The sequence below is a fragment of the Dyella sp. KRB-257 genome (assembly GCF_049445995.1).
Taxonomy (GTDB): Bacteria; Pseudomonadota; Gammaproteobacteria; order Xanthomonadales; family Rhodanobacteraceae; genus Dyella_A.
Map to the genome: position 1 here is coordinate 69830 of NZ_JBMSDZ010000014.1, position 25964 is coordinate 95793.

At 71.1% G+C, this 25964-nt stretch carries 22 protein-coding genes; 20 read left to right on the plus strand and 2 right to left on the minus strand.

What is annotated here, in order from left to right:
* The first annotated feature begins 102 nt into the window (after positions 1–102).
* Together bla and ACO2Q2_RS11945 are read left to right on the plus strand one after the other, a co-directional pair.
* Positions 103–903 carry a class A beta-lactamase gene (bla, locus tag ACO2Q2_RS11940; protein ID WP_423256002.1) on the plus strand — a complete coding sequence of 267 codons (801 nt, stop codon included), beginning with the start codon at positions 103–105 and terminating at the stop codon, positions 901–903.
* Positions 904–976: 73 nt separating this feature from the next.
* Positions 977–2029 (plus strand): TraB/GumN family protein, encoded by a 1053-nt coding sequence (locus ACO2Q2_RS11945; RefSeq protein ID WP_423256021.1) that lies wholly within the window; start codon positions 977–979, stop codon positions 2027–2029.
* Here the strand turns inward: ACO2Q2_RS11945 and ACO2Q2_RS11950 are convergent.
* Positions 2023–2970: an aldo/keto reductase gene (locus ACO2Q2_RS11950; RefSeq protein ID WP_423256003.1), complete on the minus strand. Its 948-nt coding sequence runs from the start codon at positions 2968–2970 to the stop codon at positions 2023–2025. The two genes, ACO2Q2_RS11945 and ACO2Q2_RS11950, sit on opposite strands and share 7 nt — an antisense overlap.
* Before the next feature lie 196 nt (positions 2971–3166).
* Here ACO2Q2_RS11950 and ACO2Q2_RS11955 point away from each other — a divergent pair, with 196 nt between their 5' ends.
* The 3 genes from ACO2Q2_RS11955 (at position 3167) to ACO2Q2_RS11965 (ending at position 6132) form a co-directional block, all read left to right on the plus strand.
* Entirely contained in the window at positions 3167–4279 is a 1113-nt protein-coding gene (locus ACO2Q2_RS11955; protein ID WP_423256004.1) for an S-(hydroxymethyl)glutathione dehydrogenase/class III alcohol dehydrogenase, read from the plus strand.
* Between the two features lie 391 nt (positions 4280–4670).
* Positions 4671–5585: a class I SAM-dependent methyltransferase gene (locus ACO2Q2_RS11960; RefSeq protein ID WP_423256022.1), complete on the plus strand. Its 915-nt coding sequence runs from the start codon at positions 4671–4673 to the stop codon at positions 5583–5585.
* 10 nt (positions 5586–5595) lie between these two features.
* Entirely contained in the window at positions 5596–6132 is a 537-nt protein-coding gene (locus tag ACO2Q2_RS11965) for a pseudouridine synthase (protein ID WP_423256005.1), read from the plus strand.
* Between the two features lie 77 nt (positions 6133–6209).
* Here ACO2Q2_RS11965 and ACO2Q2_RS11970 read toward each other — a convergent pair whose 3' ends face one another.
* Positions 6210–7004, minus strand: a complete 795-nt coding sequence (locus ACO2Q2_RS11970) for a TatD family hydrolase (RefSeq protein WP_423256006.1) — start codon at positions 7002–7004, stop codon at positions 6210–6212.
* Between the two features lie 268 nt (positions 7005–7272).
* On the opposite strand from ACO2Q2_RS11970, the gene ACO2Q2_RS11975 reads away from it, so the two are divergent.
* From ACO2Q2_RS11975 to ACO2Q2_RS12045, 15 genes are all read left to right on the plus strand, one after another.
* Positions 7273–8853, plus strand: coding sequence for a M4 family metallopeptidase (locus ACO2Q2_RS11975; RefSeq protein ID WP_423256007.1), 1581 nt, complete (start codon positions 7273–7275; stop codon positions 8851–8853).
* A 147-nt stretch (positions 8854–9000) separates the two neighbouring features.
* On the plus strand, positions 9001–11406 hold the full coding sequence (locus ACO2Q2_RS11980) for an ESPR-type extended signal peptide-containing protein (protein WP_423256008.1): 2406 nt from the start codon (positions 9001–9003) through the stop codon (positions 11404–11406).
* Positions 11407–11643: 237 nt separating this feature from the next.
* On the plus strand, positions 11644–13335 hold the full coding sequence (gspE, locus tag ACO2Q2_RS11985) for a type II secretion system ATPase GspE (RefSeq protein ID WP_423256023.1): 1692 nt from the start codon (positions 11644–11646) through the stop codon (positions 13333–13335).
* A gap of 117 nt (positions 13336–13452) precedes the next feature.
* Positions 13453–14670 carry a type II secretion system inner membrane protein GspF gene (gene gspF, locus ACO2Q2_RS11990; protein WP_423256009.1) on the plus strand — a complete coding sequence of 406 codons (1218 nt, stop codon included), beginning with the start codon at positions 13453–13455 and terminating at the stop codon, positions 14668–14670.
* A 119-nt stretch (positions 14671–14789) separates the two neighbouring features.
* On the plus strand, positions 14790–15218 hold the full coding sequence (gene gspG, locus ACO2Q2_RS11995) for a type II secretion system major pseudopilin GspG (protein WP_423256024.1): 429 nt from the start codon (positions 14790–14792) through the stop codon (positions 15216–15218).
* Positions 15219–15242: 24 nt separating this feature from the next.
* Positions 15243–15716, plus strand: a complete 474-nt coding sequence (locus ACO2Q2_RS12000; protein ID WP_423256010.1) for a GspH/FimT family pseudopilin — start codon at positions 15243–15245, stop codon at positions 15714–15716.
* Complete coding sequence (locus ACO2Q2_RS12005) at positions 15716–16123, plus strand: type IV pilus modification PilV family protein (RefSeq protein ID WP_423256011.1); 408 nt, start codon at positions 15716–15718, stop codon at positions 16121–16123. The genes ACO2Q2_RS12000 and ACO2Q2_RS12005 overlap by 1 nt, the downstream gene beginning before the upstream one ends.
* Positions 16120–16788, plus strand: a complete 669-nt coding sequence (locus ACO2Q2_RS12010) for a prepilin-type N-terminal cleavage/methylation domain-containing protein (protein ID WP_423256012.1) — start codon at positions 16120–16122, stop codon at positions 16786–16788. Before ACO2Q2_RS12005 ends, ACO2Q2_RS12010 begins: the two co-directional genes overlap by 4 nt.
* The gene (locus ACO2Q2_RS12015) at positions 16785–17651 is read left to right on the plus strand and encodes a general secretion pathway protein GspK (RefSeq protein ID WP_423256013.1); all 867 of its coding nucleotides are present in this window, start codon (positions 16785–16787) and stop codon (positions 17649–17651) included. Before ACO2Q2_RS12010 ends, ACO2Q2_RS12015 begins: the two co-directional genes overlap by 4 nt.
* Positions 17648–18814 (plus strand): PilN domain-containing protein, encoded by a 1167-nt coding sequence (locus tag ACO2Q2_RS12020; RefSeq protein WP_423256014.1) that lies wholly within the window; start codon positions 17648–17650, stop codon positions 18812–18814. The genes ACO2Q2_RS12015 and ACO2Q2_RS12020 overlap by 4 nt, the downstream gene beginning before the upstream one ends.
* A complete protein-coding gene (gene gspM, locus ACO2Q2_RS12025) occupies positions 18811–19446 on the plus strand; it encodes a type II secretion system protein GspM (RefSeq protein ID WP_423256015.1) in 636 nt (211 codons plus the stop codon). Before ACO2Q2_RS12020 ends, gspM begins: the two co-directional genes overlap by 4 nt.
* Complete coding sequence (locus ACO2Q2_RS12030) at positions 19443–20162, plus strand: hypothetical protein (protein ID WP_423256016.1); 720 nt, start codon at positions 19443–19445, stop codon at positions 20160–20162. The genes gspM and ACO2Q2_RS12030 overlap by 4 nt, the downstream gene beginning before the upstream one ends.
* Entirely contained in the window at positions 20162–22468 is a 2307-nt protein-coding gene (gene gspD / locus ACO2Q2_RS12035) for a type II secretion system secretin GspD (RefSeq protein WP_423256017.1), read from the plus strand. The genes ACO2Q2_RS12030 and gspD overlap by 1 nt, the downstream gene beginning before the upstream one ends.
* Before the next feature lie 55 nt (positions 22469–22523).
* On the plus strand, positions 22524–25172 hold the full coding sequence (hrpB, locus tag ACO2Q2_RS12040; RefSeq protein WP_423256018.1) for an ATP-dependent helicase HrpB: 2649 nt from the start codon (positions 22524–22526) through the stop codon (positions 25170–25172).
* 575 nt (positions 25173–25747) lie between these two features.
* Positions 25748–25964: hypothetical protein (locus ACO2Q2_RS12045; RefSeq protein WP_423256019.1), on the plus strand; the 217-nt coding region annotated here is incomplete at its 3' end.

A 25964-nucleotide genomic window follows, 5' to 3' on the forward strand; every position in this document is an offset into this window, starting at 1 on the left:
CGAGCGCTTGTCGATCATCCGATCCAGGGAGAACCCACGATGCGCCGTCGCGAACTGATCAAGGCCGGTCTGCTGGGCGTGGCCGCCTGACCGCTGCTTCCGTTGTCCTCCGCCGTCGCGGCGGACGCTCCCGACGCGTTCGCTGCGCTGGAGAAGAGTCACGGCGGTCGGCTCGGTGTGGCCGTGCTCGACACCGGCAGCGGTAAGCGGCTGCTGCATCGCGCCGATGAGCGCTTCCTGCTGTGCAGTACCGGCAAGCTGCTGGCGGTGGCTGCCGTGCTGGCGCGGGTCGATCGCGGCGAGGAGCGGCTGGACCGGCGCATCGTGTTCCGCCGCGAGGACGTGCTCGACTGGGCTCCGGTGACCCGCCTGCGCCCCGGCTCGCCCGGGATGACCGTCGAGGAGCTGTGCCAGGCTGCGATGATCGTCAGCGACAACACCGCGATGAACCTGCTGCTGGCCTCGCTGGGCGGTCCGGCCACGCTGACCCGTTTCGTGCATGGCCTCGGCGATCCGCTGACGCGCTTCGACCGCACCGAGCCGTCGCTCAACCGCCCCGGTCCCGGGGGCTTCGAAGACACCACCACGCCGCTGGCGATGCTCGACGACATGCGCCAGGTACTGCTCGGCGACGTGCTGTCGCCGGCCTCGCGCGAGCGGCTGCTCGACTGGCTGCGCCACAACACCACCGGCACCACGCAGCTGCGTGCCGGCCTGCCGGCGGGCTGGACCGCGGGCGACAAGACCGGGGCCAGCCAGACGCAGAACAACGACGTGGCGATCGTCTGGCCGCCGGGGCGTGCGCCGGTGCTGATCGCCGCGTACTACGAGAGTTCGGCGGGGGCGGGCGATGCGCGCAAGTCCGTGCTGGCGCATGTGGGCGCCCTGGCCGCCAGCGTGTAACGCATTCGACGCGGCCCTTCAGCCACCTGTTGCTAGCATGCGCGTTCCTTGCCGGAGATCGTGCATGCCACGGATGCCTGTACTGATGCTGTCCTCGTTGCTGGTGGCCATGCCGCTAGCCGCGCAGGATCTGCCCGCGCCGCCCTCGACTGCCGACATCCCCGTGCTCGCGCCGGTCACCGTCAGCGGCGTGCAACCCGGGCCAGGGCTGTGGAAAGTGAGCAGGGGCGACCACGTGCTGTGGCTGCTGGGCACCACCAGTGCTCTGCCCGAGCACATGCAGTGGCGCTCGGACGAGGTGGAGCGGATCGTCGCCGGCAGCCAGGAGGTGATCCGTGTGCCGCGGGTCAAGTTCAAGCTCGACGTCGGCTTCTTCGGCAAGTTGTTCCTGCTGCCCTCGGCGTTTGGCGCGCGCAAGAACCCCGATGGCAAGACGCTCGACCAGGTGCTGCCGGCACCGCTGTATGCGCGTTGGAGCGCCCTCAAGGCGCGCTACATCGGTCGCGACCACGGCATCGAGCGCTGGCGGCCGATCTTCGCCGGCATCGACCTGTACCGAGAGGCGCTGAAGAAGAGTGGCCTGCGCAGCGGTGGGCAGATCGAGGACACGGTCGAGGGTCAGGCCAAGCGGCATGGCGTGAAGATCGTCGACGCCACCTACCAGGTGGAGATCAAGGATCCCCGCGGCGCGATCAAGGCGTTCAAGACCGCCGGCCCGGAGGACACCGAGTGTTTCTCGCGCACGCTGGACAGCATCGAGCACGACCTGCCAGCGATGGCCGAGCGGGCCAACGCCTGGGCGGTCGGCGACATCGCCACGCTGCGCCGGCTGCCGGATAGCCGTTTCCGCAACGCCTGCGCCGATGCGTTGACCGAAAGCGGGTTCGCCCGGCAGCTGGGTATCAGCGATCTCCCTGCGCGGGTCGATGCCACCTGGCTGGCCATCGCCCGCCAGGCGCTGGCCAACGACACGCAGGCGCTGGCCGTGCTGCCGATGGACCAGCTGCTCACATCGGACGGCTTCCTCGCCGCGCTGAAGGCCGAGGGCTACTCGGTGCAGGCCCCGGATGGCGATGATGCCGCGGAACCGGCGCCAGCCACCTCGACGACCGCACCGCCTCAGTAGGCGCTGGCGCGGTCCAGCGCGGCAACTTCGTCCGCCGCAAGCATAAGTTGCGCAGCGCCGATCAACTCGTGCAGTTGCGCCACGCTGGTGGCGCTGGCGATCGGCGCGCTGATGCCCGGCCGGGCCATCAGCCAGGCCAGCGCCACCTGCGCGGGCGTGGCGCCGTGGGCGGCGGCGACCGCATCGAGCGCGGCGAGGATCCGCATGCCGCGCGGGTTGAGGTACTTCCTCACCGCACTGCCGCGCGCCGCGCTCTTGGCCAGGTCCGCCTCGCTGCGGTACTTGCCGCTGAGAAAGCCGCTGGCCAGCGAGTAGTAGCTGATCACGCCGATCTGCTCGCGGCGCACCAGCGGCTCCAATTCCGCCTCGTAGCCGGCGCGGTTGGCCAGGTGGTATTCCGGCTGCAGGGTCTCGTAGCGCGGCAGGCCATGCTCGCGCGACACCGCCAGCGCCTCGGCGAAGCGGTCGGCGGAGTAGTTGGAGGCGCCGATGACGCGTACCTTGCCCTGCTCGATCAGCCGGCCGAATGCGCCCAGCGTCTCGGCCAGCGGCACGCTGGCGTCGTCCTCGTGCGCCTGGTACAGGTCGATGCAGTCCACCTGCAGGCGCCTGAGCGAGCCCTCCACCGCCTGCTGGATGTTCACCGGCGACAGCCCCGGCTGCTCGACCCATTTGCCCACCTTGGTGGCGATCACCACCTGCTCGCGCTTGCCGCTGCGCTTGAGCCACTTGCCGATGATCGTCTCCGACTCGCCGCCGCGGTTGCCCGGCACCCACGAGGAGTACATGTCGGCGGTGTCGATCAGGTTGAAGCCGGCGTCGACGAAGGCGTCGAGCAGGGCGAACGAGCGGGCTTCGTCGGCGCTCCAGCCGAACACGTTGCCGCCGAAGGCGAGCGGGGCGACTTCCAGCGTGGAGCGTCCCAGGGTGCGTCGCTGCATGGCAGACCTCATGGTGTCGTCGAACGGGGATCCGCCGACATGGGTGCCGCGTACGCCTGATCAAGCCTGCGCCTGCCGCCGACCAAAGTCGAATGCGGCGTGGATCCGGCTCATGCCGCCGGGTTGCTAAGCTTCCGCGTTGCGTTGCGCCAGCGCGCACCCCTCACCCGCGTCCTTGCCGCAAGGAGATTCCCCCATGAAGTCACGCGCCGCCGTCGCCTGGGAAGCAGGCAAGCCGCTGAGCATCGAGCAGGTCGACGTGCAGGGCCCGCAGAAAGGCGAGGTGCTGGTGCGCATCGTCGCCACCGGCGTGTGCCACACCGACGCCTACACGCTATCCGGCGATGATCCGGAAGGCGCCTTCCCGGCGATCCTCGGCCACGAGGGCGGCGGCGTCGTCGAGGAGGTGGGCGAGGGCGTCACCTCGCTCAAGGTCGGTGACCATGTCATTCCGCTGTACACGCCCGAGTGCGGCGAGTGCGAGTACTGCCGCTCGGGCAAGACCAACCTGTGCCAGAAGATCCGCGTCACCCAGGGCCAGGGTCTGATGCCGGACGGCACCTCGCGCTTCTCGATCAACGGCAGGACCCTCCTGCACTACATGGGCACCAGCACGTTCTCCGAGTACACCGTGCTGCCGGAGATCTCGCTGGCGAAGATCAACCCCGCCGCGCCGCTGGACAAGGTGTGCCTGCTCGGCTGTGGCATCACCACCGGCATCGGCGCGGTGCTCAACACCGCCAAGGTCACGCCCGGCTCCACCGTGGCGGTGTTCGGCATGGGCGGCATCGGCCTGTCGGTGGTGCAGGGCGCGGTGATGGCGAAGGCCTCGCGGATCATCTGCGTGGATCTGAACCCGTCCAAGTGGGAGATGGCCAAGGCGCTGGGCGCCACCGACTTCGTCAACCCGAAGGACCATCCGGACACGCCGATCCAGCAGGTCATCATCGACATGACCCATGGCGGCGTGGACTACTCGTTCGAGTGCATCGGCAACGTCCAGGTGATGCGCTCGGCGCTGGAGTGCTGCCACAAGGGCTGGGGCGAGTCGACCATCATCGGCGTGGCCGGCGCGGGGCAGGAGATCAGCACGCGGCCGTTCCAGCTGGTCACCGGCCGCGTCTGGCGCGGCTCGGCGTTCGGTGGCGTGAAGGGGCGCAGCCAGCTGCCGGGGTATGTGGAGCGCTACCTGCAGGGCGAGATCAGGATCGACGAGATGATCACCGAGGTGATGCCGCTGGAGGACATCAACCGCGCCTTCGAGCTGATGCACGAGGGCAAGGTGATCCGCTCGGTGATCCGCTACTGAGTCACCGCGGGTCTGCCGCCGGCCCCGGCGGTCGTCGTAAAATGCGCGCCTGCCGGTCACCGGCGGGCGCCACTCATGGCACACCGGTTGCGGTACTGCCGCGGCCGGCGCCGTTGCTTCACGGTCCGGGGGTTTGCATGTCCGCCACTGCGTTTCTGGTCGATGCTGCGTTTTTTCTCGCTACCGCAAGGTGTGGGGCGATCGCGACCCCGGCGACGCGCGCACCGTCGCCAAGACCGTGTTCGGCATGGCGCTGGAGCATCTCAAGACGCTCGACCGCCCGCGCAAGGCGCTGTACCGCCTGAGTGGCGCCACGTATCTGCACATCGTCGTCACCTTGGCCGCGGCAGCGTGCGCCGCGGGGCAAGCGTCATCCAACAGGGAGTGCTTCATGACATCATGGGTTTCATGGAAATGGCTGCCGGTTGCCCTGTGCGCGCTGGTGCTGGCCGCACCGGCCGCCGCGCAGACGTCGTTGACTGAGGCGGATGCGCTGGCGCAGGACCAGCCCACCGACCGATTGGTGCCGCCGACCAGCGCGCAGGATTTCACCGCCGCGCAGCTGGACAGCGTGCTCGCCGGCCACTGGCGGCCGACCGCCGAGCGCGCCCGCGACCGCTACCGCCACCCCAAGCAGACGCTGCAGTTCTTTGGCGTGCGGCCGGACCAGACGGTGGTGGAGATCACCCCCGGCGCCGGCTGGTACAGCGCGATCCTGGCGCCGCTGCTGCGCGACAACGGCCAGTACATCGCGGCCGTGGCCGCGCCGCCGCCGGGCAAGCCGGCCAGCGACACGCTGCAGCGCCGCTTCGCCGCCGATGCGGCCACCTACGGCAAGGCGACCATCGTCACCTTCGATCCGAAGGCGCCGGTGTTCGGCGCGCCGGGCAGCGCCGACGTGGTGCTGACCTTCCGCAACGTGCACAACTGGGTGACGGCCGGCACCGCACCGGCGATGTTCAAGGCATTCTTCGCCGTGTTGCGCCCCGGCGGCGTGCTGGGCGTGGTCGACCATCGCGCCGCCGACGGCGCCTCGCTGGCGGCGGTGAAGACCAGCGGCTACCTGCCCACCGCCACCGTGGTGAAGCTCGCCACCGAGGCCGGCTTCACGCTGGAGGAGTCGAGCGAGATCAACGCCAATTCCGCCGACACCAAGGACTACCCCAAGGGCGTGTGGACGCTGCCGCCCACGCTCGCGCTGGGCGACGTGGACCGCGCGAAGTATCAGGCGATCGGCGAGTCCGACCGCATGACGCTGCGCTTCGTGAAGCCGGACGCGCCGGCGCCGGCATCGTCGACGCACTGATCGGCGGCCCGTGCTGATCGCGCTGAACAAGCCGTACGGCGTGCTGTGCCAGTTCACCGATCACGCCGGCCGGCCGACGCTGGCCGACTGCGTCACGCAGAAGGGTGTCTACGCCGCCGGCCGCCTGGACCAGGACAGCGAAGGCCTGCTGCTGCTCACCGACGACGGCGCGCTGGCGCACCGGCTCACCGACCCGAAGCACAAGCAGCCCAAGACCTACCTGGTGCAGGTGGACGGCGCAGTCACCGATGCGGCGATCGCCGCGCTGCGCCGCGGCGTGGTGCTGAAGGACGGCCCCACGCTGCCGGCTACTGCCGAGCATGCCGCCGAGCCGGACTGGCTGTGGCCGCGCGATCCGCCGGTGCGCCTGCGCCAGGCGATCCCCACCAGTTGGCTGCGCATCACCCTGCGCGAGGGTCGCAACCGGCAGGTGCGCCGGATGACCGCGGCGGTGGGCTTTCCCACCTTGCGGCTGATCCGCGAGCGCGTGGGCGAGCATGCGTTGGACGGCCTCGCGCCGGGCGCCACCCGCATCCTCTCCCGGTAGGAGCGCACCCTGTGCGCGAACGCTTTTGGCTCCTGATCGACATCAGAGCCAAAAGCGTTCGCGCACAGGGTGCGCTCCTACGCGGCCGCTGCCAGGCCGAAGAACGCTTCCGCCGTGGCCGTGGTGTGCGCGGCCAGCGCCTCGAACGATTCGCCGCGGTCGCGCGCGATCTCCTCGGCGATGTGCCTGAGGTACATCGGCTCGTTGCGCCGGTGCGCCGGCAGCGGGCGCACGGTGCGCGGCAGCAGGTAGGGCGCGTCGGTCTCGATCATCAGCCGGTTCGCCGGAATCGCCTTCACCAGCTCGCGCAGATGGGTGCCGCGGCGTTCGTCGCAGATCCAGCCGGTGATGCCGATATGGCAGTCCAGCGCGAGGTAGTCGTGCAGCGCCCCGGCGGTGTCGGTGAAGCAGTGCACCACCGCCGCCGGCACCTTGTCGCGGTAGCGGCGCAGCAGGGCGATGAAGTCGCCGTGCGCGTCGCGCTGGTGCAGGAACAGCGGCTTGCCCAGCTCGGCGGCGATGCGCAGCTGGCGCTCGAACACCTCGCGCTGCACCTCGTGCGGCGAGTAGTTGCGGTGATAGTCCAGGCCGGTCTCGCCCACCGCGCGCACCTGCGGATGCGTGGCCAGCTCGCGCAGCAGGGCGTCGGTGGCCTCGTCGTAATCCACCGCGTGATGCGGATGCACGCCGGCGGTGGCGTACAGCACGCCCGGATGGGCCTGCGCCAGCGCCAGCGCGTCGCGGCTGGCGTCGCGGCTGGCGCCGGTCACCACCATCCGCGCCACGCCGTGCGCCTGCGCGCGCGCCAGCACGGCGTCGAAGTCGTGGGCAAAGGATTCGTGGGTGAGGTTGGCGCCGATGTCGAGCAGCATCGCGGTTTCCGCGGCGGACAAAGACGCGATTGTCGCAAGCCCTCGTCGAAGTTGCGATCCACGGGCCGCAACGCAGCGTGCGCGCCTTACCCCATAGGCATCTTTCGAATTGACCCGGTGCGTGACGGCTCCGTAGTGTGATCGCCGTCACTGTCCTCCGGGGGGGGGGGTCAGTCGGCCACATGTTCCGGTGCTGCAACCTGGTCGTCGACCGGGCCGGCCGGTCACGAATCCGATTTGGGGAACGTCAATGCTCCAGAAGAAACTCATGGGTGCCATCCTGGCCGTGCTCGGCGCGGGTGCCACCCCGGTCGCCGGCGCGGTCGGCATCACGCACGTCGAGGCCGGCCGCCTCGGTCGCCTGTCCGCCGCGCCGCTGGCCAGCCGGCTGGGGCTGGGCGTGAACACCAGCCTGGTGCAGCGCGAGGCCATCGCCACGCGCCGCGGCACGATCAAGACGCGCGAGCAGCAGACCTTCCGCGGCGTGCCGGTGTACGGCGGCCACCTGGTGGTCGAGCGCGATCGCCGCGGCAACGTGCTGGCGGTGGCCGGCGAGGTGCAGCGCGATCCGGGCCGGCAGCTCGCCTCGGTGACGCCGCGGCTCAGCGCGCTGCAGGCGCAGGCGGCGCTGAAGCGGCACATGGGCCAGCTCGCCGCGCCCGGCGTGCGCCACGGCGAGGCCACGCTGTTCGTCTATCCCAGGGCCGGCGGTACGCTGACGCTGGCCTATCGCACCTCCTACCTGGTGCCGGTGAAGGGCCGCATGTCGCGCCCGACCGCCATCGTCGATGCCGATACCGGCGCGGTGATCAAGCAGTGGGAAGGCATCACCACCGGTCGCCTGCCGCCGGGCGGCAGCACTGTGCCGGTCGCCGTGTCGGCGATCGGCCCCGGCGGCAACCAGCTCACCGGCGAGTACTTCTACGACGGTTCCGGTCCGGGCCAGGAGCAGCTCGACGCGCAGAAGTCCGGCACCACCTGCTACCTCAAGGATGCCGATGTCGCCACCTACAACCTGGCCGGCGGCCAGCGCGTGGTGCAGTGGTCGTTCGGCTGCGTGGGCAGCGATCCGTCGCGCTACGTGAGCAGCGGCGATGCGATCAACGGCGCGTACTCGCCGGTCAACGACGCGCACCACTTCGGCGGCGTCGTGCAGAACATGTACCGCGACTGGTTCGCCGAGCCGGCGCTGACCACCGACGGCGGCACGCCGATGCAGCTGTCGATGTGGGTGCACTACGGCACCAACTACGAGAACGCGTTCTGGGACGGCCGCGAGATGGTGTTCGGCGACGGCGACCAGTACTTCTATCCGTTCGTGGTGCTGGACATCACCGGCCACGAGATCAGCCACGGCTTCACCGAGCAGCACTCGGGCCTGGAATACACCGCGCAGTCCGGCGGCATGAATGAGGCCTTCTCCGATATGGCCGGCGAGGCGGTGAAGTTCTACGACCGCGGCCGCAACGACTTCATGGTCGGTGCCGACATCGTCAAGCCGTCCACCGTGCCGCTGCTCGGCCTGCCGGCGCTGCGCGACATGTGTACGCCGAGCAACGACGGCGCCTCGATCGACAATGCCGCGCAGTACTACGACGGCATCGACGTGCACTACTCCAGCGGCGTCTACAACCGCGCGTTCTGCACCCTGGCCAGGACCGCCGGCTGGGATACGCGCAAGGCGTTCGAGGTGTTCCACGACGCCAACGCGCTGTACTGGGGGCCGAGCGAAACCTTCGACTCCGGCGCTTGCGGCGTGGAAAGCGCCGCCAGGGATCGCGGCTACGCCGTGGCCGACGTCACCGCGGCCTTCACCGCGGTCGGCGTGACCTGCGCCCCGGCGCGCTGATCCGAACGGCCCGGCGCGGCTGCGGCCGCGTCGGGCCACACGCACTCTCCCGCGATCGTCGCGCCGGCCCCGGCGTGCGTCGCCTCCCGTCGACCATGGGCACCCCGCCGCGCCGCGGACCGGGTGTCCCGATGCAGGAAATCATCCATGAACAAGATCCACAGCAAGGTCTGGAATCGCGCGCTCGGCACCCTGGTGGTGGCCAGTGAACTGGCCTCGTCGCGTCGTGCAGGTACGCGTCGTTCGATCGTCTGCGGCGCGCCCGCTGCGCTGCTGTTCGGCACGCTGCTGGCCGGTGCGCCGGTCGGCGCCGTCCACGCGCAGCAACTGCCGGATGCCTGCGTGCTGGGCAGCGGCAACCAGGTGGTGCCGGCCGACAACGACACGCTGTCGTGCGGCCCCAATCAGACCGTCAGCGGCACCGGCGCCACCGCCGTGGGCGCCAACGCGGTGGCCACCGGCCTGCAGGCGACGGCGCTGGGCCAGGGCAGCAACGCGCTGGCCGACTACACCACTGCGCTGGGCGGCGTGTACACGGTGGACGGCATCGACTACGCCACCGAGGCCAGCGGCATCGGCGCCAGCGCGTTCGGTGCCGGCGCCGGCGCCGACGGCGCCAACAGCACCGCGGTGGGCGCGTTGTCCTACGCCACCGCCATCAACGCCTTCGCCGGTGGCTACAACGCCGGCGCGGACGGCTACAACAGCGTGGCGCTGGGCGCCAACGCGCAGGCGTCGGACGTCGGCAGCATCGCCATCGGCGGCGGCGATCCGGATCCGGCCAACAACTACCTCGCCACCGAGGCGCAGGGCGAAGGCTCGATCGCGATCGGCTCGATCGCCGCCGCCGAAGGGCGCGGCGCGCTGGCGCTGGGCTACCAGGGCGCGGCCATCGGCGACAACGCCACCGCGCTGGGCAACGGCGCCTTCGCGATCGGCGCGGCGGCCACCGCGGTGGGCGGTTCGGCCTACACCGGCGCCGACTCGGCCACGGCGGTGGGCAACAACGCCGTGTCGACCGCCACCGGCGCCACCGCGCTCGGCGCGGACAGCAATGCGGCGGGCAGCTACGCCATCGCCATCGGCAGCCAGAATTCGAACGGCTACGGCGGCGCGACCACCCAGCAGTCGGTGGCGATCGGCTTCAACAGCGGCGCGCTGGGCACCGCCGCCACCGCGGTCGGCGGTTACAGCGTGGCGCAGGGCTTCCTCTCCTCGGCATTCGGTTACAGCGCCGCGGCCATGGGCGACTACTCGCTGGCCGCCGGCATCGGTGCCAGCAGCAGCGGGGCCGATTCGGTGGCGCTGGGCGACGGTGCCGCGGCGAGCGCGGACTTCTCCATCGCGCTGGGCGCCGGCTCGGTGGCCGACCAGGCCAACACGGTGTCGGTGGGCAGCGCGGGCGGCGAGCGGCGCATCGTCAACGTCGATGCGGGCGTGGACGCCACCGACGCCGTCAACCTGGGCCAGCTCAACGCCGTGGTGCGCACCGTCAACGACAGCACGATGCAGCTCGACGGCGTGTTCGCCGCGCTCGGCGGTGGCGCCGGACTGGACGCGGGCGGGGCCTTCGTGGCGCCGAACTACCTGATCCAGGGCGCCAGCTACAACAACGTCGGCGACGCGCTGGGCGCGCTGGACGTGGCGCTGAGCGGCGCGCTGTCCGGCATCGACTACCTGCAGCAGGTGGGCGGCTCGCACCTGATGGTCGACGGCGCCAGCGACGGCAGCGATACCGCCTCGGTGCCGGCCGGCAGCAGGGGTGTGGCGGTGGGCTCCAACGCCAGCGTGGGCGGCGACCACGGCACCGCGGTGGGCGGCGACAGCTACGCGGCCGGTCCCAACGACACCGCCATCGGCGGCAACGCCAAGGTCAACGCCGACGGCAGCACGGCGGTGGGTGCGAACACCACCATCACCGCCAGCGCCACCAACGCGGTGGCGGTGGGCGAGAGCGCCTCGGTGAGCGCGCCCTCGGGCACGGCCGTGGGCCAGGGCGCGTCGGTGACCGCCGCCAACGCGGTGGCGCTGGGCCAGGGCTCGGTGGCCAACCGCGCCAACACGGTGTCGGTGGGCACGGCGACCAGCCAGCGGCAGATCACCAACGTGGCCGCCGGCACGCAGACGACCGACGCGGCCAACCTCGGCCAGGTCGACGAGGCGCTGGCCACTGCCAGGACCTATGCCGACGCCGGCGACGTGCAGACGCTGAGCGCCTCCAAGGCCTATACCGACCAGAAGCTGGCCAACGGTTTCGTCACCACCGGCGACTTCAACAGCTTCCGCAACCAGGTCAGCGACCAGTTCCGCGCGGTCGATCGCCGGCTGGACCAGGTGGGCGCGATGGGCACGGCGATGTCGCAGATGGCCTTCAGCACCCAGGGCATCGACCGGCCCAACCGGCTGGGCGTGGGTGTGGGCGGCTACGGCGGTCGCACGGCGCTGGCGGTGGGTTACTCGCGCCAGGTCGGCAGCAACGCCAATGTCACCTTCGGTGGCGCGGTCAGCGGCAACGAGAGCAGCGCCGGCGTGGGCGTGGGCATCGGCTGGTAAGCCCGGGCTGCCGGTTCAGGCGTTCAGGCGTGGCGAGGCCGGTGCCGCAGGGTGTCGGCCTCTTTTTGTGAACGCCGGCGCCGATGGCTGCGCGCCGGCGCCGGCCGGATGTGATAACAATGCCGGTCCGGATCGGTGCGGGGGCGCCGATCGGCAACGGTTGTTTTTCCATGCAATGGAGCGGGGTGGGTGATGTCGGCAGTGGTGACCGCGTCGGGCGAGGCAGCGCTGCCGGGGATGCACGATCGCGCGGAGGCGGTGTGCGCCCTGCTGGTGTCGCGCGGTGCCCTCAAGGAAGGCGATCTCGTGCGCGCCCGCCGGCTGCACGAGGAGGCTCCCGAGGGCACGCTCACCGGACTGATGGCGCGGCTGGGCCTGGTGTCCGAGCGCGACCTGGCGCTGGCCTGGTCCGAGCTGCTCGGTGCGCCGCTGGTGTCCACCCGCGACGCGCCGGACCTGCCGCCGGCCGAGCTGGAGATTTCCCCGCGCTTCCTGAAACAGCAGCACGTGGTGCCGATGCGCCACGGCGAGGACGGACTCGCGCTGATCGTCTCCGATCCGGCCGATCCGTATCCGCTCGACGCGGTGCGGTTGGCCGCGGGCAAGCCAGTGGTGCTTTGCATCGGCCTGCGCTCGGAGATCGACGACCTGATCGAGCGCTACTACGGCCAGGGCCGTTCGGCGATGGGCTCGATCGTGGAGAACCTCGACGGCGCCGGCGCGACCGAAGAGGAAGACGTCGAGCACCTGCGCGACCTCGCCTCCGAGGCGCCGGTGATCCGCCTGGTCAACCTGATCCTGCAGCGCGCGGTGGAGCAGCGCGCCTCGGACGTGCACATCGAGCCGTTCGAGAACCGGCTCAAGGTGCGCTACCGCATCGACGGCGTGCTGCATGAGGTGGAGGCGCCGCCGTCCTCATCGACCGCCGCGGTGATCAGCCGCGTGAAGATCATGGCCAAGCTCAACATCGCCGAGCGCCGGCTGCCGCAGGATGGCCGCATCCAGCTGCGCGTGCAGGGCAAGGAGCTGGACCTGCGCGTGTCCACCGTGCCCACCGCGTTCGGCGAGTCGGTGGTGATGCGCATCCTGGACCGCGAGTCGGTGGTGTTCGACTTCGCCTCGCTCGGCTTCACCGACGCGTTCGAGCAGCGCTTCGTCGAGGTGCTGCAGCGTCCGCACGGCATTTTGCTGGTTACCGGCCCCACCGGCTCGGGCAAGACCACCACGCTGTACACCGCGTTGAGCCAGATCAACACGCCCGACGTGAAGATCATCACCGTCGAGGACCCGGTCGAGTACCAGCTCGAGGGCATCAACCAGATCCAGGTGAAGCCGCAGATCGGGCTGGACTTCGCCGGCGCGCTGCGCTCGATCATGCGCCAGGATCCGGACGTGATCATGATCGGCGAGATGCGCGACCTGGAAACCTGCCGCATCGCGATCCAGTCCGCGCTCACCGGCCACCTGGTGCTGTCCACCCTGCACACCAACTCGGCGGCCGGCGGCGTCACCCGCCTGCTCGACATGGGCGTGGAGGACTACCTGCTCGGCTCCACCGTCAACGGCATCCTGGCGCAGCGGCTGGTGCGCCGGCTCGACCCGGAGACGGCGATCCCGTACGAACCTTCGCCCGAGGTGATCGCGCAGTTCGAGCTGGAGAAATACACCAGCGAGCGACCGATCCGCCTGTGGAAGCCGGGCACCAGCGCCGCCAACCCCACCGGTTACCGCGGCCGTCGCGCGATCATGGAATTCCTGGTGATGACCGATCCGCTGCGCCGGCTGATCATGCAGCGCGCCGACGCCGGCGAGATCGAGCGCGCGGCGCGCGCCGAAGGCATGCGCAGCATGTACGAGGACGGCATCGCCAAGGCGGTGGCCGGCGTGACCACGCTGGAGGAGGTGTTGCGTGTCACGCAGGAGGGCTGAGATTCGGGATTCGGGATTCGGTATTCGTCAAAGCCGGACACGACGAATCGCCGCGCTGCGCTCTTGCGAATCCCGACTCCCGACTCCCGAATCCCGCCACCAGCAGGTGGCGGCCCCATGACCCAGTTCCGCTACCGCGCGGTCAGCGATGCCGGCGACATGCTGCAGGGGCAGATGGAGGCAGCCTCGGTCGAGGACGTGATCGCCCGCCTGCAGGACCAGGGCCACACCCCGCTGGAGGCGCAGCCGGCCGACGCGCCGGGCGGCGGCAGCGGACTGGCCGCGCTGTTCGCGCGCGGCCCGTTCAGCAGCGACCAGCTGGCGCAGTTCACCCACCAGCTGGCCACCCTGCTCGGCGCCGGCCAGCCGCTGGATCGCGCGCTCGGCATCCTGCTGGAGCTGCCCGAGGGCGAGCGCGCGAAGAAGCTGATCGAGCGCGTGCGCGACCGCGTGCGCGGCGGCACCACGCTGTCGCAGGCGCTGGACGAGGAGCACGGTGTGTTTCCCAAGCTGTACGTCTCGCTGGTGCGCGCCGGCGAGGCGGGCGGTTCGCTGGAGGAGACGCTGCGCCGGCTCGCCGATTATCTGGAGCGCGCGCAGCAGTTGCGCGGCAGCATCGTCAACGCGCTGATCTATCCGGCCTTCCTGCTGGTCGGCGTGCTCGGTTCGCTGGTGCTGCTGCTCGCCTACGTGGTGCCGCAGTTCGTGCCGATCTTCCAGGACATGCAGGTACCGATCCCGCTGATCACCCGGGCCGTGCTCGGGCTGGGCAACCTGATCCAGGGCTGGTGGTGGCTGATCGTGCTGCTGATCGTGGGCGGCGCGTTCGTCTGGCGCGCGCGGCTGCGCGATCCGCGGGCGCGACTGGCGTGGCACGCGAAGCTCTTGGGCATGCGGGTGGTCGGACCGCTGCTGCTGAAGGTGGAGACCGCGCGCATCGCGCGCACGCTGGGTACCTTGCTGAAGAACGGCGTGCCGCTGCTGTCCTCGCTCACCATCGCGCGCCAGGTCACCGCCAATCGCGCGCTGGACGAGGCGCTGGCCACCGCCGCCGAGCAGGTCAAGGGCGGCGCCGGGCTCGGCTTCGCGCTCTCGCAATCGCAGCGCTTTCCGCGGCTTGCCCTGCAGATGGTTCAAGTCGGCGAGGAAGCCGGTCAGCTCGACACGATGCTGCTCAAGGTGGCCGACACCTTCGAGCTGGAGAGCCGGCGCGCGATCGACCGCCTGCTCGCCGCGCTGGTGCCGGCGCTGACCATCGTGATGACGGTGCTGGTGGCGATCATCATGGCGGCGATCCTGCTGCCGTTGCTCAGTCTTACCAGCAATATCCAATAACGTTGATCGGAGTACATGCCATGGTGATGGATCGGGAATCGGGATGCGGGATGCGGGATTCGAAAGAGCGGGCCGCGCGGCGTCCGGCGCCGGCGGAGCGGCAGGTGCGCGAATCCCGTCTGCCGAATCGCCAATCCCGGCGCGTCTTCGGACGCGCCCGCGGCTTCACCCTGCTCGAAATGCTCGCCGTGATCGTGCTGATCGGCATCATCGGCGCCGTCGTGGTGACCCAGGTCGGCAAGAACGTCGACAAGGGCAAGTACGGCGCCGGCAAGGCGCAGCTCACCACGCTCGGCCAGAAGGTGGAGAACTACGCGCTGGACAACGGCACGCCGCCGCGCCAGCTGGACGACCTGGTGACCAAGCCGGCCGGCGCTCCCAACTGGCAGGGCCCGTACGCCAGGCCCTCCGACCTGAAGGACCCGTGGGGCCACGCCTTCGGCTACAAGTACCCCGGCGAGCACGGCAGTTTCGACCTGATCTTCTACGGCCAGGATGGCCGGCCCGGCGGCGACGGCTTCAGCAAGGACATCGGCAACTGGGAGTGAGCCCTGCCTGCCCGGCCGACCACGGTGAACACCCGTCCAGCCCTCCGCCTTGCCGGCGTGCCGTGTGCGCGCGGCTTCACCCTGTTCGAGATGCTGGCGGTGATCCTGCTGATCGGCATCGCGGCGGCGGCGGTGTCGGTGTCGGTGTCGCAGGGCTTGCGCGGTGCACGGGTGAGTGCGGCCAGCGGCGAGCTGGCCGCCGCGCTGCGCGCCACCCGCGCCGAGGCGATCGTGAAGGGCAAGGAGCAGCATTTCGACGTGGACACCCGCGCCGGCAGCTACCGCGGCGCCAACGGTCGCACCGTACAGCTGCCGGCCGGCCTGAGGCTGAGCATCACCAGCGCCAGGGAGGACCAGGTCGGCCCCGGCGTGGGGCGCATCCGCTTCTTTCCCGACGGCAGCTCCACCGGCGGCCACGTCACCCTGCAGCAGGGCCAGCGCCGCTGGCAGGTCAACGTGGCGTGGCTCACCGGCGCGGTCAGCGTGGAGCAGCGGTGATGCCGCCCGGTCGCGCCCGCGGCTTCAGCCTGATCGAGGTGATCGCCGCGCTGCTGCTGCTGGCGATCACCTTCACCGCGCTGATGAAGGTGGCCGGCGGAGCGATCGGACTGACCCAGCGCGCGGCCCAGCGCAGCGAGGCGGCGATGTGGGCGCACAGCCTGCTCGACAGCGCCTTCGTCATCGAGCCGCTGCGCGCCGGCACCCGCAGCGGCACGTTCGACAAACACTACCGCTGGCAGTTGCAGGTGACGCCATGGAATCCGGCCGGCCAGCCGGCGCCGAACGCGGCGCTGCAGCTGTACCAGCTCGACCTGGACGTGCGCTGGCATGGCAACGGCCACGATCAGGTGGCGCACTTCAGCACGCTGCGGCTGGGCGTGCCCGGTGCCGGAGCGGGTCCGTGAGGCGCGCGGCCGGCTTCAGTCTGCTTGAGGTGCTGGCGGCGCTGGTGCTGCTCACGTTGCTGTTGCTGGGGGTGTATTCGGGCATCCGCACTGCCACGCAGAGCGTGCGTGCGGGCACCGCGGCGGTGGAGCGGCTGGACCAGGTGCGCTCCTCGCAGCAGCTGCTGCGCCGCGAACTGGCGCAGACCATGGTGGCGCCGATCGGCCACGACGCGAACGGCGACAGCGTGTTCTTCGAGGGCAGGGCGCGCAGCATGCGCTTCGTCGCGCCGCTGCCCGGCTACCTCGACCAGCTCGGCCCGCAGCTGATGGCGCTGTCGCTGGTCGACGACGGCCACGGCGCGTTGCGGCTGCAGATGCAGCTGGCGATGCTGCCGCCGGACGGCACCGCGCCCAAGCCATTGGGCAAGCCGCAACTGCTGCTGGACCGCATCAAGAGCGGTCGCTTCCAGTACCGCGGCGTCGATGCCCAGGGTCGTCCCGGCGACTGGCAGGAGCGCTGGCCCGACGGCCGCCTGCTGCCGCAACTGGTGCGGGTCGAATTGACTGCGCTGGGCACCACGCCGTGGCCGGTATTGACCGTGCCGCTGCGCATCGATCCGTCCAGCGGACTGATGCTGCAGGGTCCGCTGCAACGCCTGCGCGGCATGGGCGGTGGGCAATGAACCGCACGTGCGAACGGGGCCGGCAGCGCGGCGTGGCCCTGCTGGTGGTGCTGTGGGCATGCACCCTGCTCGCCGTGCTGCTGGGCGGCTACGCCATGCTCGCGCGCACCGAGGGGCTGCAGGCACGCTACGCCTTTGCACAGACCCAGGCGCAGTACGCCGCCGAGGCCGGCATCGCCCGGGCGATCTATGCGCTGCAGGATCCGCAGCCGGCGCAGCGCTGGCTGGCGGATGGCCGCCCGTACACCTTCGCCTTCGGCGCGGCGACCGTGCGGGTGACGGTGATCGACGAGAGCGGCAAGGTGGATCTCAACGCGGCAGCGCCCCCGGTGCTCACCGGGCTGTTCACCGCCGCCGGCATGGAGCCGCGCGCGGCGCAGGCGCTGACCGAGCGCGTGGTGGCCTGGCGCAGTTTCAGGAACACCGTGGGGCCCGATCCGGCCGATGCGGCGTATGCGTCGGCCGGGCTGGACTACACCCCGCGCCATGGTCCGTTCGCCAGCATCGAGGAGCTGCGCATGGTGCTGGGGATGCCCGCGGCGGTGTATCGCACGATCGCGCCGCAGGTGACGCTGTGGTCCGGTCGCGACGCGCCCAATCCGGCCACCGCGCCGCCGCTGGCGCTGGCGGCCATTCCCGGCATGGTTGCGGCGCACATCGCGCAGGCGTTGCAGGCGCGCGCGGCGCTCGATCCGACCACCGCGATGGCGTCCGCTGGCGGGGTGACGCATAGTATTCGTTCGCAGGCGACGCTCGCCGACGGCACCGAGGCCGTCGTGCGCGCAACGATCCGCCTGCGCGGGATCGGGGTCGGCGCGCCACCCTACGCGGTGCTGCGCTGGCAGGAGGGAGACGGGGAATGAGTGCCACATCGCAGTCGCTGCGCCCGCAGCTGGAACGCGCGCGGCGCGCCTGGCGCGCCTCGCCGCTGCCGGCGTTGCTGGCGTGGTGGGGTGGCGAACTGCGCGCGCTGTTGCCGGCGTCGATGCAGCAGGCGCTGGCCGGCGGGGCCGACTGGCACCTGCTTGAACGGCGCGGCGACACCTGGCAGCTGCGCCGGGCGGACGAGTCCGCCACGCTGGCGCAGTGGTCCGACGCCGACGATCCGGTCATGCAGCAGCAGGTCCTGCGCCAGGCGCTGGCCGCGGTCGATCCGCAGGATCTGCGCCTGGCCCTGTGCCTGCCCGCGGCGGCCGGACTGCGCCGCACGCTGGCGCTGCCGCTGGCGGCGCGCGACAACCTGGCGCAGGTGGTGGGCTTCGAGATCGACCGGCAGACGCCGTTTCGCGCCGAGCAGGTGGCGATGGACGTGCGCGAGCTGGACCAGCCGGCCGGAGAGGGGCGCTTTGCCGCCGAGTTGATCGTGCTGCCGCGCGCCACGCTCGATCCGCTGCTGGAACGGCTCGCCGCGCTGCGCATCCGCGTGGATGCGGTGGACCTGCTTACCGCCGACGGCCGTCGCGTGGGCGCCAACCTGCTCGCGCCGGCGCAGCGGCCGCGGCGCAGCGATCCGCGGCGGCGCCTCAACCTTGCGCTCGCCGTCGCCAGCGCGGTGCTGCTGGTGCTGGTGCTGGGGCAATGGCTGCACAACCGCCGGTTCGCGCTGGATGCCATGCAGGCACAGGTCGAGGCCATGCGCGGCGAGGCACAGCAGGTGGCCGCACTGCGCCAGCAACTGCAGGACAACGCCGGCGCGGCCGGCTTCCTCGTGCAGAAAAAGAAAGACACCGTGCCGGTGCTCGCCCTGCTCGAGGAGATGACCCGCCGCCTGCCCGACACCGCCTGGCTGGAGCGCTTCAGCCTCGACGCCAGCGGGCAGATCGGCTTCCAGGGGCAGAGCGTGCAGGCGGCCAGGCTGGTCGATGCGCTGAAGGATTCGCCACTGATCCGCGACGTCGGCTTCCAGGGCTCGATCCAGGCCGACCCGACCACCGGCAAGGAGCGCTTCTACATGGTCGGCAAGGTGCGCACGCCGCCGTCCGCGACCCACGCGCCCGCCGCCACGGCGGCCGGAACCATGCCATGACGCGTCTGGTGCTGAAGCCGCGCGACAGCCGCCTCGCCGCGATCGGCCTGCTGGTGCTGGTGCTGGCGATCGCCTACTTCGCGCTGCTGCACTGGTGGTTCGTGGCGCCGCTGCGTGCGATCGACGCGCAGATGGCCGACCTGCGCGACACCCAGAGCCGCTACGCCGCCGCCATCGCGCAGAAGCCCGAGCTGGAAAAGCGCCTCGCCACGCTGGGCGCCGGTCAGGCCGCCAGCAGCGCGTTCCTGCCCGAGGACGATCCCAATGCCGCCAGCGCCGGCCTGATGCAGCGCGTGGTCGACGTGGCCGCCGCGCATCCGCGCAACGGCGGCTGCGAGGTGACCCAGAAGATGCCGCTGCCCGCACCGCCGGTGGACAGCTCCGAGCCCTACCGCAAGGCTGCGGTGAGCATCAGCCTGCGCTGCGACATCGAGCCGCTCAGCGCCGTGCTGCACGACCTGGAGCAGGGCACGCCGTACCTGTTCGTGGGCGACCTGAGCATCTTCCGCAACCCGGTGATCACCCAGCAGAACGCGCAGGCGCCGCTGGAAGTGCAGTTCACCCTCACCGGCTACGTGCGTCCGTCGCGCAATGCGCCGCCGTCCGCGGTGGCCGCCGGAGCCGCGCCGTGAGGGCCGCCGCACGGCGTCGCCTCACGCCGGCCCTGGTATTGCTGGCTGCGCTGCTCGGCGCCGTCCTCGTCGCGCTGCGGCTGGGCGCGGGGCAGGGCGTGCGCTGGAATCCGCCGCGCGCGGTGGCGCCGCTGCCGCCGCCCGGCCGCGGCGCCGCGCTGCCGCCGCCGCAGCCGCTGGACCGCTACGCGCTGGTCTGGCAAAAGCCGCTGTTCAGTCCGGACCGTCGCCCGTCGGCGCTGGCCGATGGCGGCGGCGCGGTGGGCGATCTGGCGCTCACCGGGGTGATCCTCACCCGCGACGTGCACATCGCGCTGGTGCACGACAAGAGCAACCACCGCGACCTGCAGATCGTCGAGGGCCGGGCCACCCCCGACGGCCGCTGGACGCTGGTGGAAGTGCATCCGCGCGCGGCGGTGTTCGACGCGCCCGACGGCCGCGTCGAGCTGAAGCTGCCGGCCGGCGCGCCGTTCGACAAGACGGCCGTACCGCCGGACAGCGCGCCGGGCGCTGCCGAAATGCGTCAGGGCCTGGTGGAGCCCAATGCAGATAACGCGGGGGATCGCCGCATGGGCATCAGCCCGCGCGCCGGTCGCACGCAGCGCGCGCGTCGGACCCAGGCCGAGCTGCAGGCGGAGCGCATCCGCCAGCTCAATGCCGTTATCCAGAAACGTCGGGCCGAGCAGGCTGACTCGACCCAGCAAGGAGTTCGTTGATGGTCCGCACGCTGAAGTCCCCACTGTTCCGACTCGTCGCCCTCGCCGGTGCCGTCTGGCTGGCGGGTTGCGCCACGCTGCCGCCGCCGCCCGACGACGGCGCGCTGCAGCGCGAGGCGATGGCCGGCACCGAGAAGCCGGCACCCGCACCCCAGCCGTTGAACACTTCCGTCGACACCGCCAGCACCGCGGCGGTGCAGCCGCAGGTGAGCGCGGGCAGCGGCCAGTTCATCCGTCCCACCGCGCTGACCACGCCGCGGCCGGCGGCCAAGGGCGATGGCGCGGTCACCTTCAACTTCGAGAACCAGCCGGTGCAGGCCGTGGTGAAGGCGGTGCTCGGCGACCTGCTCAAGAAGAACTACACCATCGCCCCGGGCGTGCAGGGCAACATCTCCTTCGCCACCGCCGAGCCGGTCGATTCCGGCCAGGCGCTGCCGATCCTGGAGATGCTGCTGTCGTGGACCGGCAACGCGCTGGTCAGCGGCGACGGCGGCTACGTGGTGATGCCGGCCAAGGACGCCGCCGCCGGCAACCTGGTGCCCGGCCTGGGCGCCAGCGCGCCGGCCGGCGGCCTGCAGGCGCGGCTGTTTCCGCTGCACTACATCAGCGCCACCGAGATGCAGAAGCTGATCAAGCCGTTCGCGCGGCCCGACTCGGTGCTGCTGGTGGACCCCGCGCGCAACCTGCTGGTGCTCTCCGGCACGCCGCAGGAGCTGGCCAACTACGCGCGCACCGTGCGCACCTTCGACGTGGACTGGCTGCGCGGCATGTCGGTGGGCGTGTTCTCGCTGGAGCGCGCCAGCGTCACCGACCTGATGCCCAAGCTCGACAGCCTGTTCGGCAAGGACGGCAACACGCCGCTGGCCGGCATGCTGCGCTTCATCCCGATCGAGCGCACCAACGCGCTGGTGGTGATCTCCACCCAGCCGGACTACCTGCGCGAAGTCGGTGACTGGATCGCCCGCATCGACCGCGGCGGCGGCAACGAGCCGCAGCTGTACGTGTACGACGTGCGCAACATCAAGGCGTCCGACCTCGCCCACTACCTGGCGCAGATCTACACCGACAACGCCGGCGGCGGCAGCGGTGGCGAAGTCGGGCCGGGGCTTACCGGTGCCACGCTGGGCAACACCGGCGGTGCCAGCGGCGCGGCGATGGGCAGCACCGCCGGCAGCTTCGGCAATACCGGTGGCGGCTTCAACAGCGGTGCCGGCGGGCGCGATGGCAGCGCCAGCGGCAGCATGGGCGCCAGCGGACTGGGCAACGGCAGCGGCGCGTCCGGCGGTGCCGGGGGCGGCAACGGCGGTGCGCTCATCAACAATGTCGGCGGCACCAGCGGCGGCGGGGATCAGCAGTACAGCTCCGGTGACGGCAGCATCCGCATCAGCTCGGTGGACGCGAACAACCAGCTGCTGGTGCGCGCGCGCCCGTCGCAGTGGAACGAGATCCAGGACGCGATCAGGCGGCTGGACAACGTGCCGCTGCAGGTGCAGATCGAGACGCGCATCCTGGAGGTGAGCCTCACCGGCGAGTTCCAGTTCGGCGTGCAGTGGTACCTGCAGGGTCTGGCCGGCGGCACGCAGAACAGCGACGGCAGCTTCACTCCCGGCAGCCCGAACAATCCCCGCCAGGGCGCCCTCGGCCTGGGCGGCAACACCTACAACCCGGCCAACGACGCGCTGTTCTACTCCTTCGTCAACTCCAACCTGCAGGTGGCCCTGCACGCGATGGAGACCAGCGGCAACACCAAGACACTGTCCGCGCCGTCGATGGTAGTGATGAACAACCAGACCGCGCACATTCAGGTCGGCAACCAGGTGCCGGTGAACCAGACCAGCGTGAATCCCGGCGTCGGCACGGCGGTGTACAACCAGGTCACCTACCTCAACACCGGCGTGATCCTCAACGTGCAGCCGCGCGTGAATCCCGGTGGCCTGGTCTACATGAACATCGGCCAGCAGGTGAGCCAGGTCGATCGCAGTGCCGGTCTGGTCAACGGCAACCCGACCATCTCGCAGCGCGAGCTGGCCACCCAGGTCGCCGTGCAGAGCGGGCAGACCGTGCTGCTCGGCGGCCTGATCCAGCAGGACGAGGGGGATACCAACACGGGCGTGCCTGGCCTCAACCGCATCCCCCTGCTCGGCCGGCTGTTCGGACAGACCAGCCGCAACCACAACCGCACCGAGCTGATCGTGCTGATCACCCCGCGCGTGATCGCCAGCAGCGACGACGCCCGCGACATCACCAACGAGTACCAGCAGAAGTTCGAGTCGCTGGCGCCGCTGCGGGCAAAGGCCAAGCCCTGAACGTTACCGCCGCGCCCGACCGGGTGCGGCGTCACCAGCGCTTACAATTCGGCGGATGACCGCACCGCTGCCCGCCTTCCCGATCACCCCGCTGCTGCCCGAAATCCGCGCCGCGCTTGCCGCGCATCCGCGGCTGGTGCTGGAGGCGCCGCCCGGCGCCGGCAAGACCACCCAGGTACCGCTGGCCTTGCTCGATGCGCCGTGGCTCGCCGGGCAGAAACTCCTGATGCTGGAACCGCGCCGCATCGCCGCGCGCGCCGCCGCGCAGTTCATGGCGCAGCAGCTCGGCGAGCCGGTGGGGCAGACGGTGGGCTACGCGATCCGCTTCGAGTCGCGCACCAGCGCGGCCACGCGCATCGAGGTGGTCACCGAGGGCATCCTCACCCGGCGGATCCAGGACGATCCGGAACTGACCGGCATCGGCGCGATCGTGTTCGACGAATTCCACGAACGGCATCTGGCCGGCGACCTCGGCGCGGCGCTGGCGCTGGACGTGCAGGGCACGCTGCGGCCGGAGCTGCGCCTGCTGGTGATGTCGGCCACGCTGGACGGCGAGCGCATCGCGCAGTGGCTGGATGCGCCGCGCCTCAGCAGCCCCGGGCGCAGTTTTCCGGTGCGTATCGAGTACCCGCCGGCGCGCGCGCAGGAAGGCGTCGAGCACCACGTGGCGCGCATCGCGCGCCAGGCGCTGGCGGAGAACGCAGGCGACGTGCTGGTGTTCCTGCCCGGCCGGCGCGAGATCGCCCGCGCGCAACGGACGCTGGAGCAGCTGCTCCTCTCGCCCTTCGGGAGAGGGGTTGGGGGAGAGGGGAGAGGGGTTGGGGGAGAGGGTACGGGCGAAGCCGGGCAGCTCGCTCCGCCCGGACCCTCTCCCGCCCCGCAAGGGGCACCCTCTTCCGGAGGGAGAGGGCAGCCAGTCGACATCCTGCCGCTGCACGGCGAGCTCACCCTGGCCGAGCAGCAGCTCGCGCTGGCGCCAGCCGAACCGGGCAACCGCCGCGTGGTGCTGGCCACCAACGTGGCCGAATCCAGCGTGACGTTGCCGGGCATCCGCGCGGTGATCGACACCGGCCTGGCGCGCGAGCCGCGCTTCGATCCCAACTCCGGCTTCACCCGGCTGCAGACGGTGAGCATCTCGCAGGCCTCGGCCGACCAGCGCGCCGGCCGCGCCGGCCGCGTGGCCGAGGGCACGGCGTACCGATTGTGGCCGCAGAGCAGGCGGCTGGAACCGTCGCGCACGGCCGAGATCGCCCAGGCCGAGCTGTCCGCGCTGGCGCTGGAGCTGGCCGCCTGGGGCATCACCGCGGCCAGCGCCGCCGACCTGCCGTGGCTGGACCCGCCGCCGGCCGGCGCGCTGGCGCAGGGCCGCGAACTGCTCGCGCTGCTCGGCGCGCTGGACGGCGATGGCCGCATCACCGCGCTGGGCCGGCGCATGCTGCAGCTCGGCGCCAGCCCGCGGCTCGCCGCGGCCGCCTTGCGCGCACCGCCCGAACGGCTGGCGCTGGTCGCCGACCTGCTGGCGCTGATGGACGCGCGCTCGCCGCTGCGCGGCGAGCTGGCGCGCAGCGACGATTTCCGCGCCCGCGTCGGCGCGCTGCACGTGTGGCGCGATCGCCGCGGCGGCGGTCGGGTCGAGGCCGACGTCGGCGCGCTGGCGGCGATCGAACAGGCGGCCAAGGGCTGGCGCCGCCGCCTCGGCGTGCGCACCGCGGCCAGCGGCGTGCCGGACAGCCACGCGGTGGGCGACCTGCTGGCGCACGCGTTTCCCGACCGCATCGCCTTTCGCGATGCCAGCCAGCCGCTGCGCTACACGCTGGCCAACGGCCGCGGCGCACGGCTGCACGAGCAGACCGCATTGCTCGGCGAGCCGTGGCTGGTGGCGCTGGACCTGCGCCACGAGGCGCGCGACAGCCTGATCCTCGCCGCCGCGCCGCTGGATCCGCGCCAGCTCGAGCGCGACTTTCCCGCCGCCTTCGTGCGCGGGCGCGTGCTGCGCTGGAACGACGCGCGCGCCGCGGTGGAGGCGTTCGAGGAGCAGCGCTTCGGCGCCATCGTGCTGGAACGGCGCAGCGTGCCGGTGCAGCCGGCCGACGCGCTGCCGGCGCTGCTCGCCGCCGTGCGCAGCCGCGGGCTGGACGCGCTGCCGTGGAGCGACTCGGCGCGCCGGCTGCGCGCGCGCATCCAGGCCTTGCGCACGTGGATGCCCGAGCTGGGCCTGCCCGACGTCGGCGACGCGCAGCTGCTGGCCACGCTGGAGCGGTGGCTGGCGCCGCATCTGCAAGGCAAGCGCGGGCTCGACGCGCTGACCGGCGAATCGCTGTCGCAGGCGCTCGCCGCCATGCTCGACCACGAGCAGCGCCGCACGCTCGACGCGCAGGCACCCGATCAGCTCACCGTACCCAGCGGCCAGAGCCGTCGGCTCGAGTACGCGCCCGGCGAACCGCCGGTGCTGGCGGTGAAGCTGCAGGAACTGTTCGGCCTCGCCGACACGCCGCGGGTCGGCGGCGGCCGCGTGCCGGTGACCTTGCACCTGCTGTCGCCGGCGGGTCGGCCGATCCAGGTCACGCAGGATCTGAAAGGCTTCTGGGAGCGCACCTACCCGGAAGTGAGGAAGGAGCTCAAGGGCCGCTACCCGCGCCACCCGTGGCCGGCCGATCCGTGGAGCGCCACCCCCACCCATCGGGCCAGGCCGCGGGGAACGTAGTTGCCGCAACTTTTTTAGTTGGACCATTGCGTCTTGTGGCGAGTTCGTTTTGCCCGTCCCCCGGTGCAGGTTCGTACCCCGTTGCTGATTGCGTCCGGCAGCGCATACGCCCGCTCCTTCGGGCCCCCGGCGCGTGCCACGGCTGCGCAACCTCGGATTCTTGGCGTGGTTGCATCGCAAGCTATTACGTGTGATGGTTGCGGCCGAAATGTGCGTGGATCGGTGCGGGGGATGGGTAATGAACGCGCTCGTCCGCCTTTCGATCTGGCGATTCGATCTGGCGATGCTGGTGGAATAACGCGTAGTAGTCGACATCACGCGAATGCCCGCGCAATCGGGAGGCTCAATGCACAGGAGCCGATGCTGGGACTGGAGCGTGATCATGGAATGATTGCGTGGCCAATTGGCCATCGGGGGCACAATGCATCTGCAATATTGGCGCACGCTTGCGGCGGTGGGTTGTGCCGTGGCTCTGGGTGCTGTTTGTTTTCCAGTTTACGCCAAGGTTACGGATTTGCCAGGGCTGACGGTTACTGCACGTGACCCCTGTCCACCGGGAACCGTTGCAGTCTCGCGTGGCAAAGAATTTGTGGGGTGTACAACCTGATTCCGTGACGCGCTCCGAGCATAGCGCGCCGACCACCATCGAGCGCCTGATTCGCGCCGGAGTTGGCGATGTGCACGACACGTTGAGCCGTTGGGTTGCGCAGTGTGCGCAAAAAGTCGTCGTGGCGAGGGGTGCTGATGATCATTTCCCCCGTCGTTCCTGCCCGCCGCGCAGCCGCTCGCCAC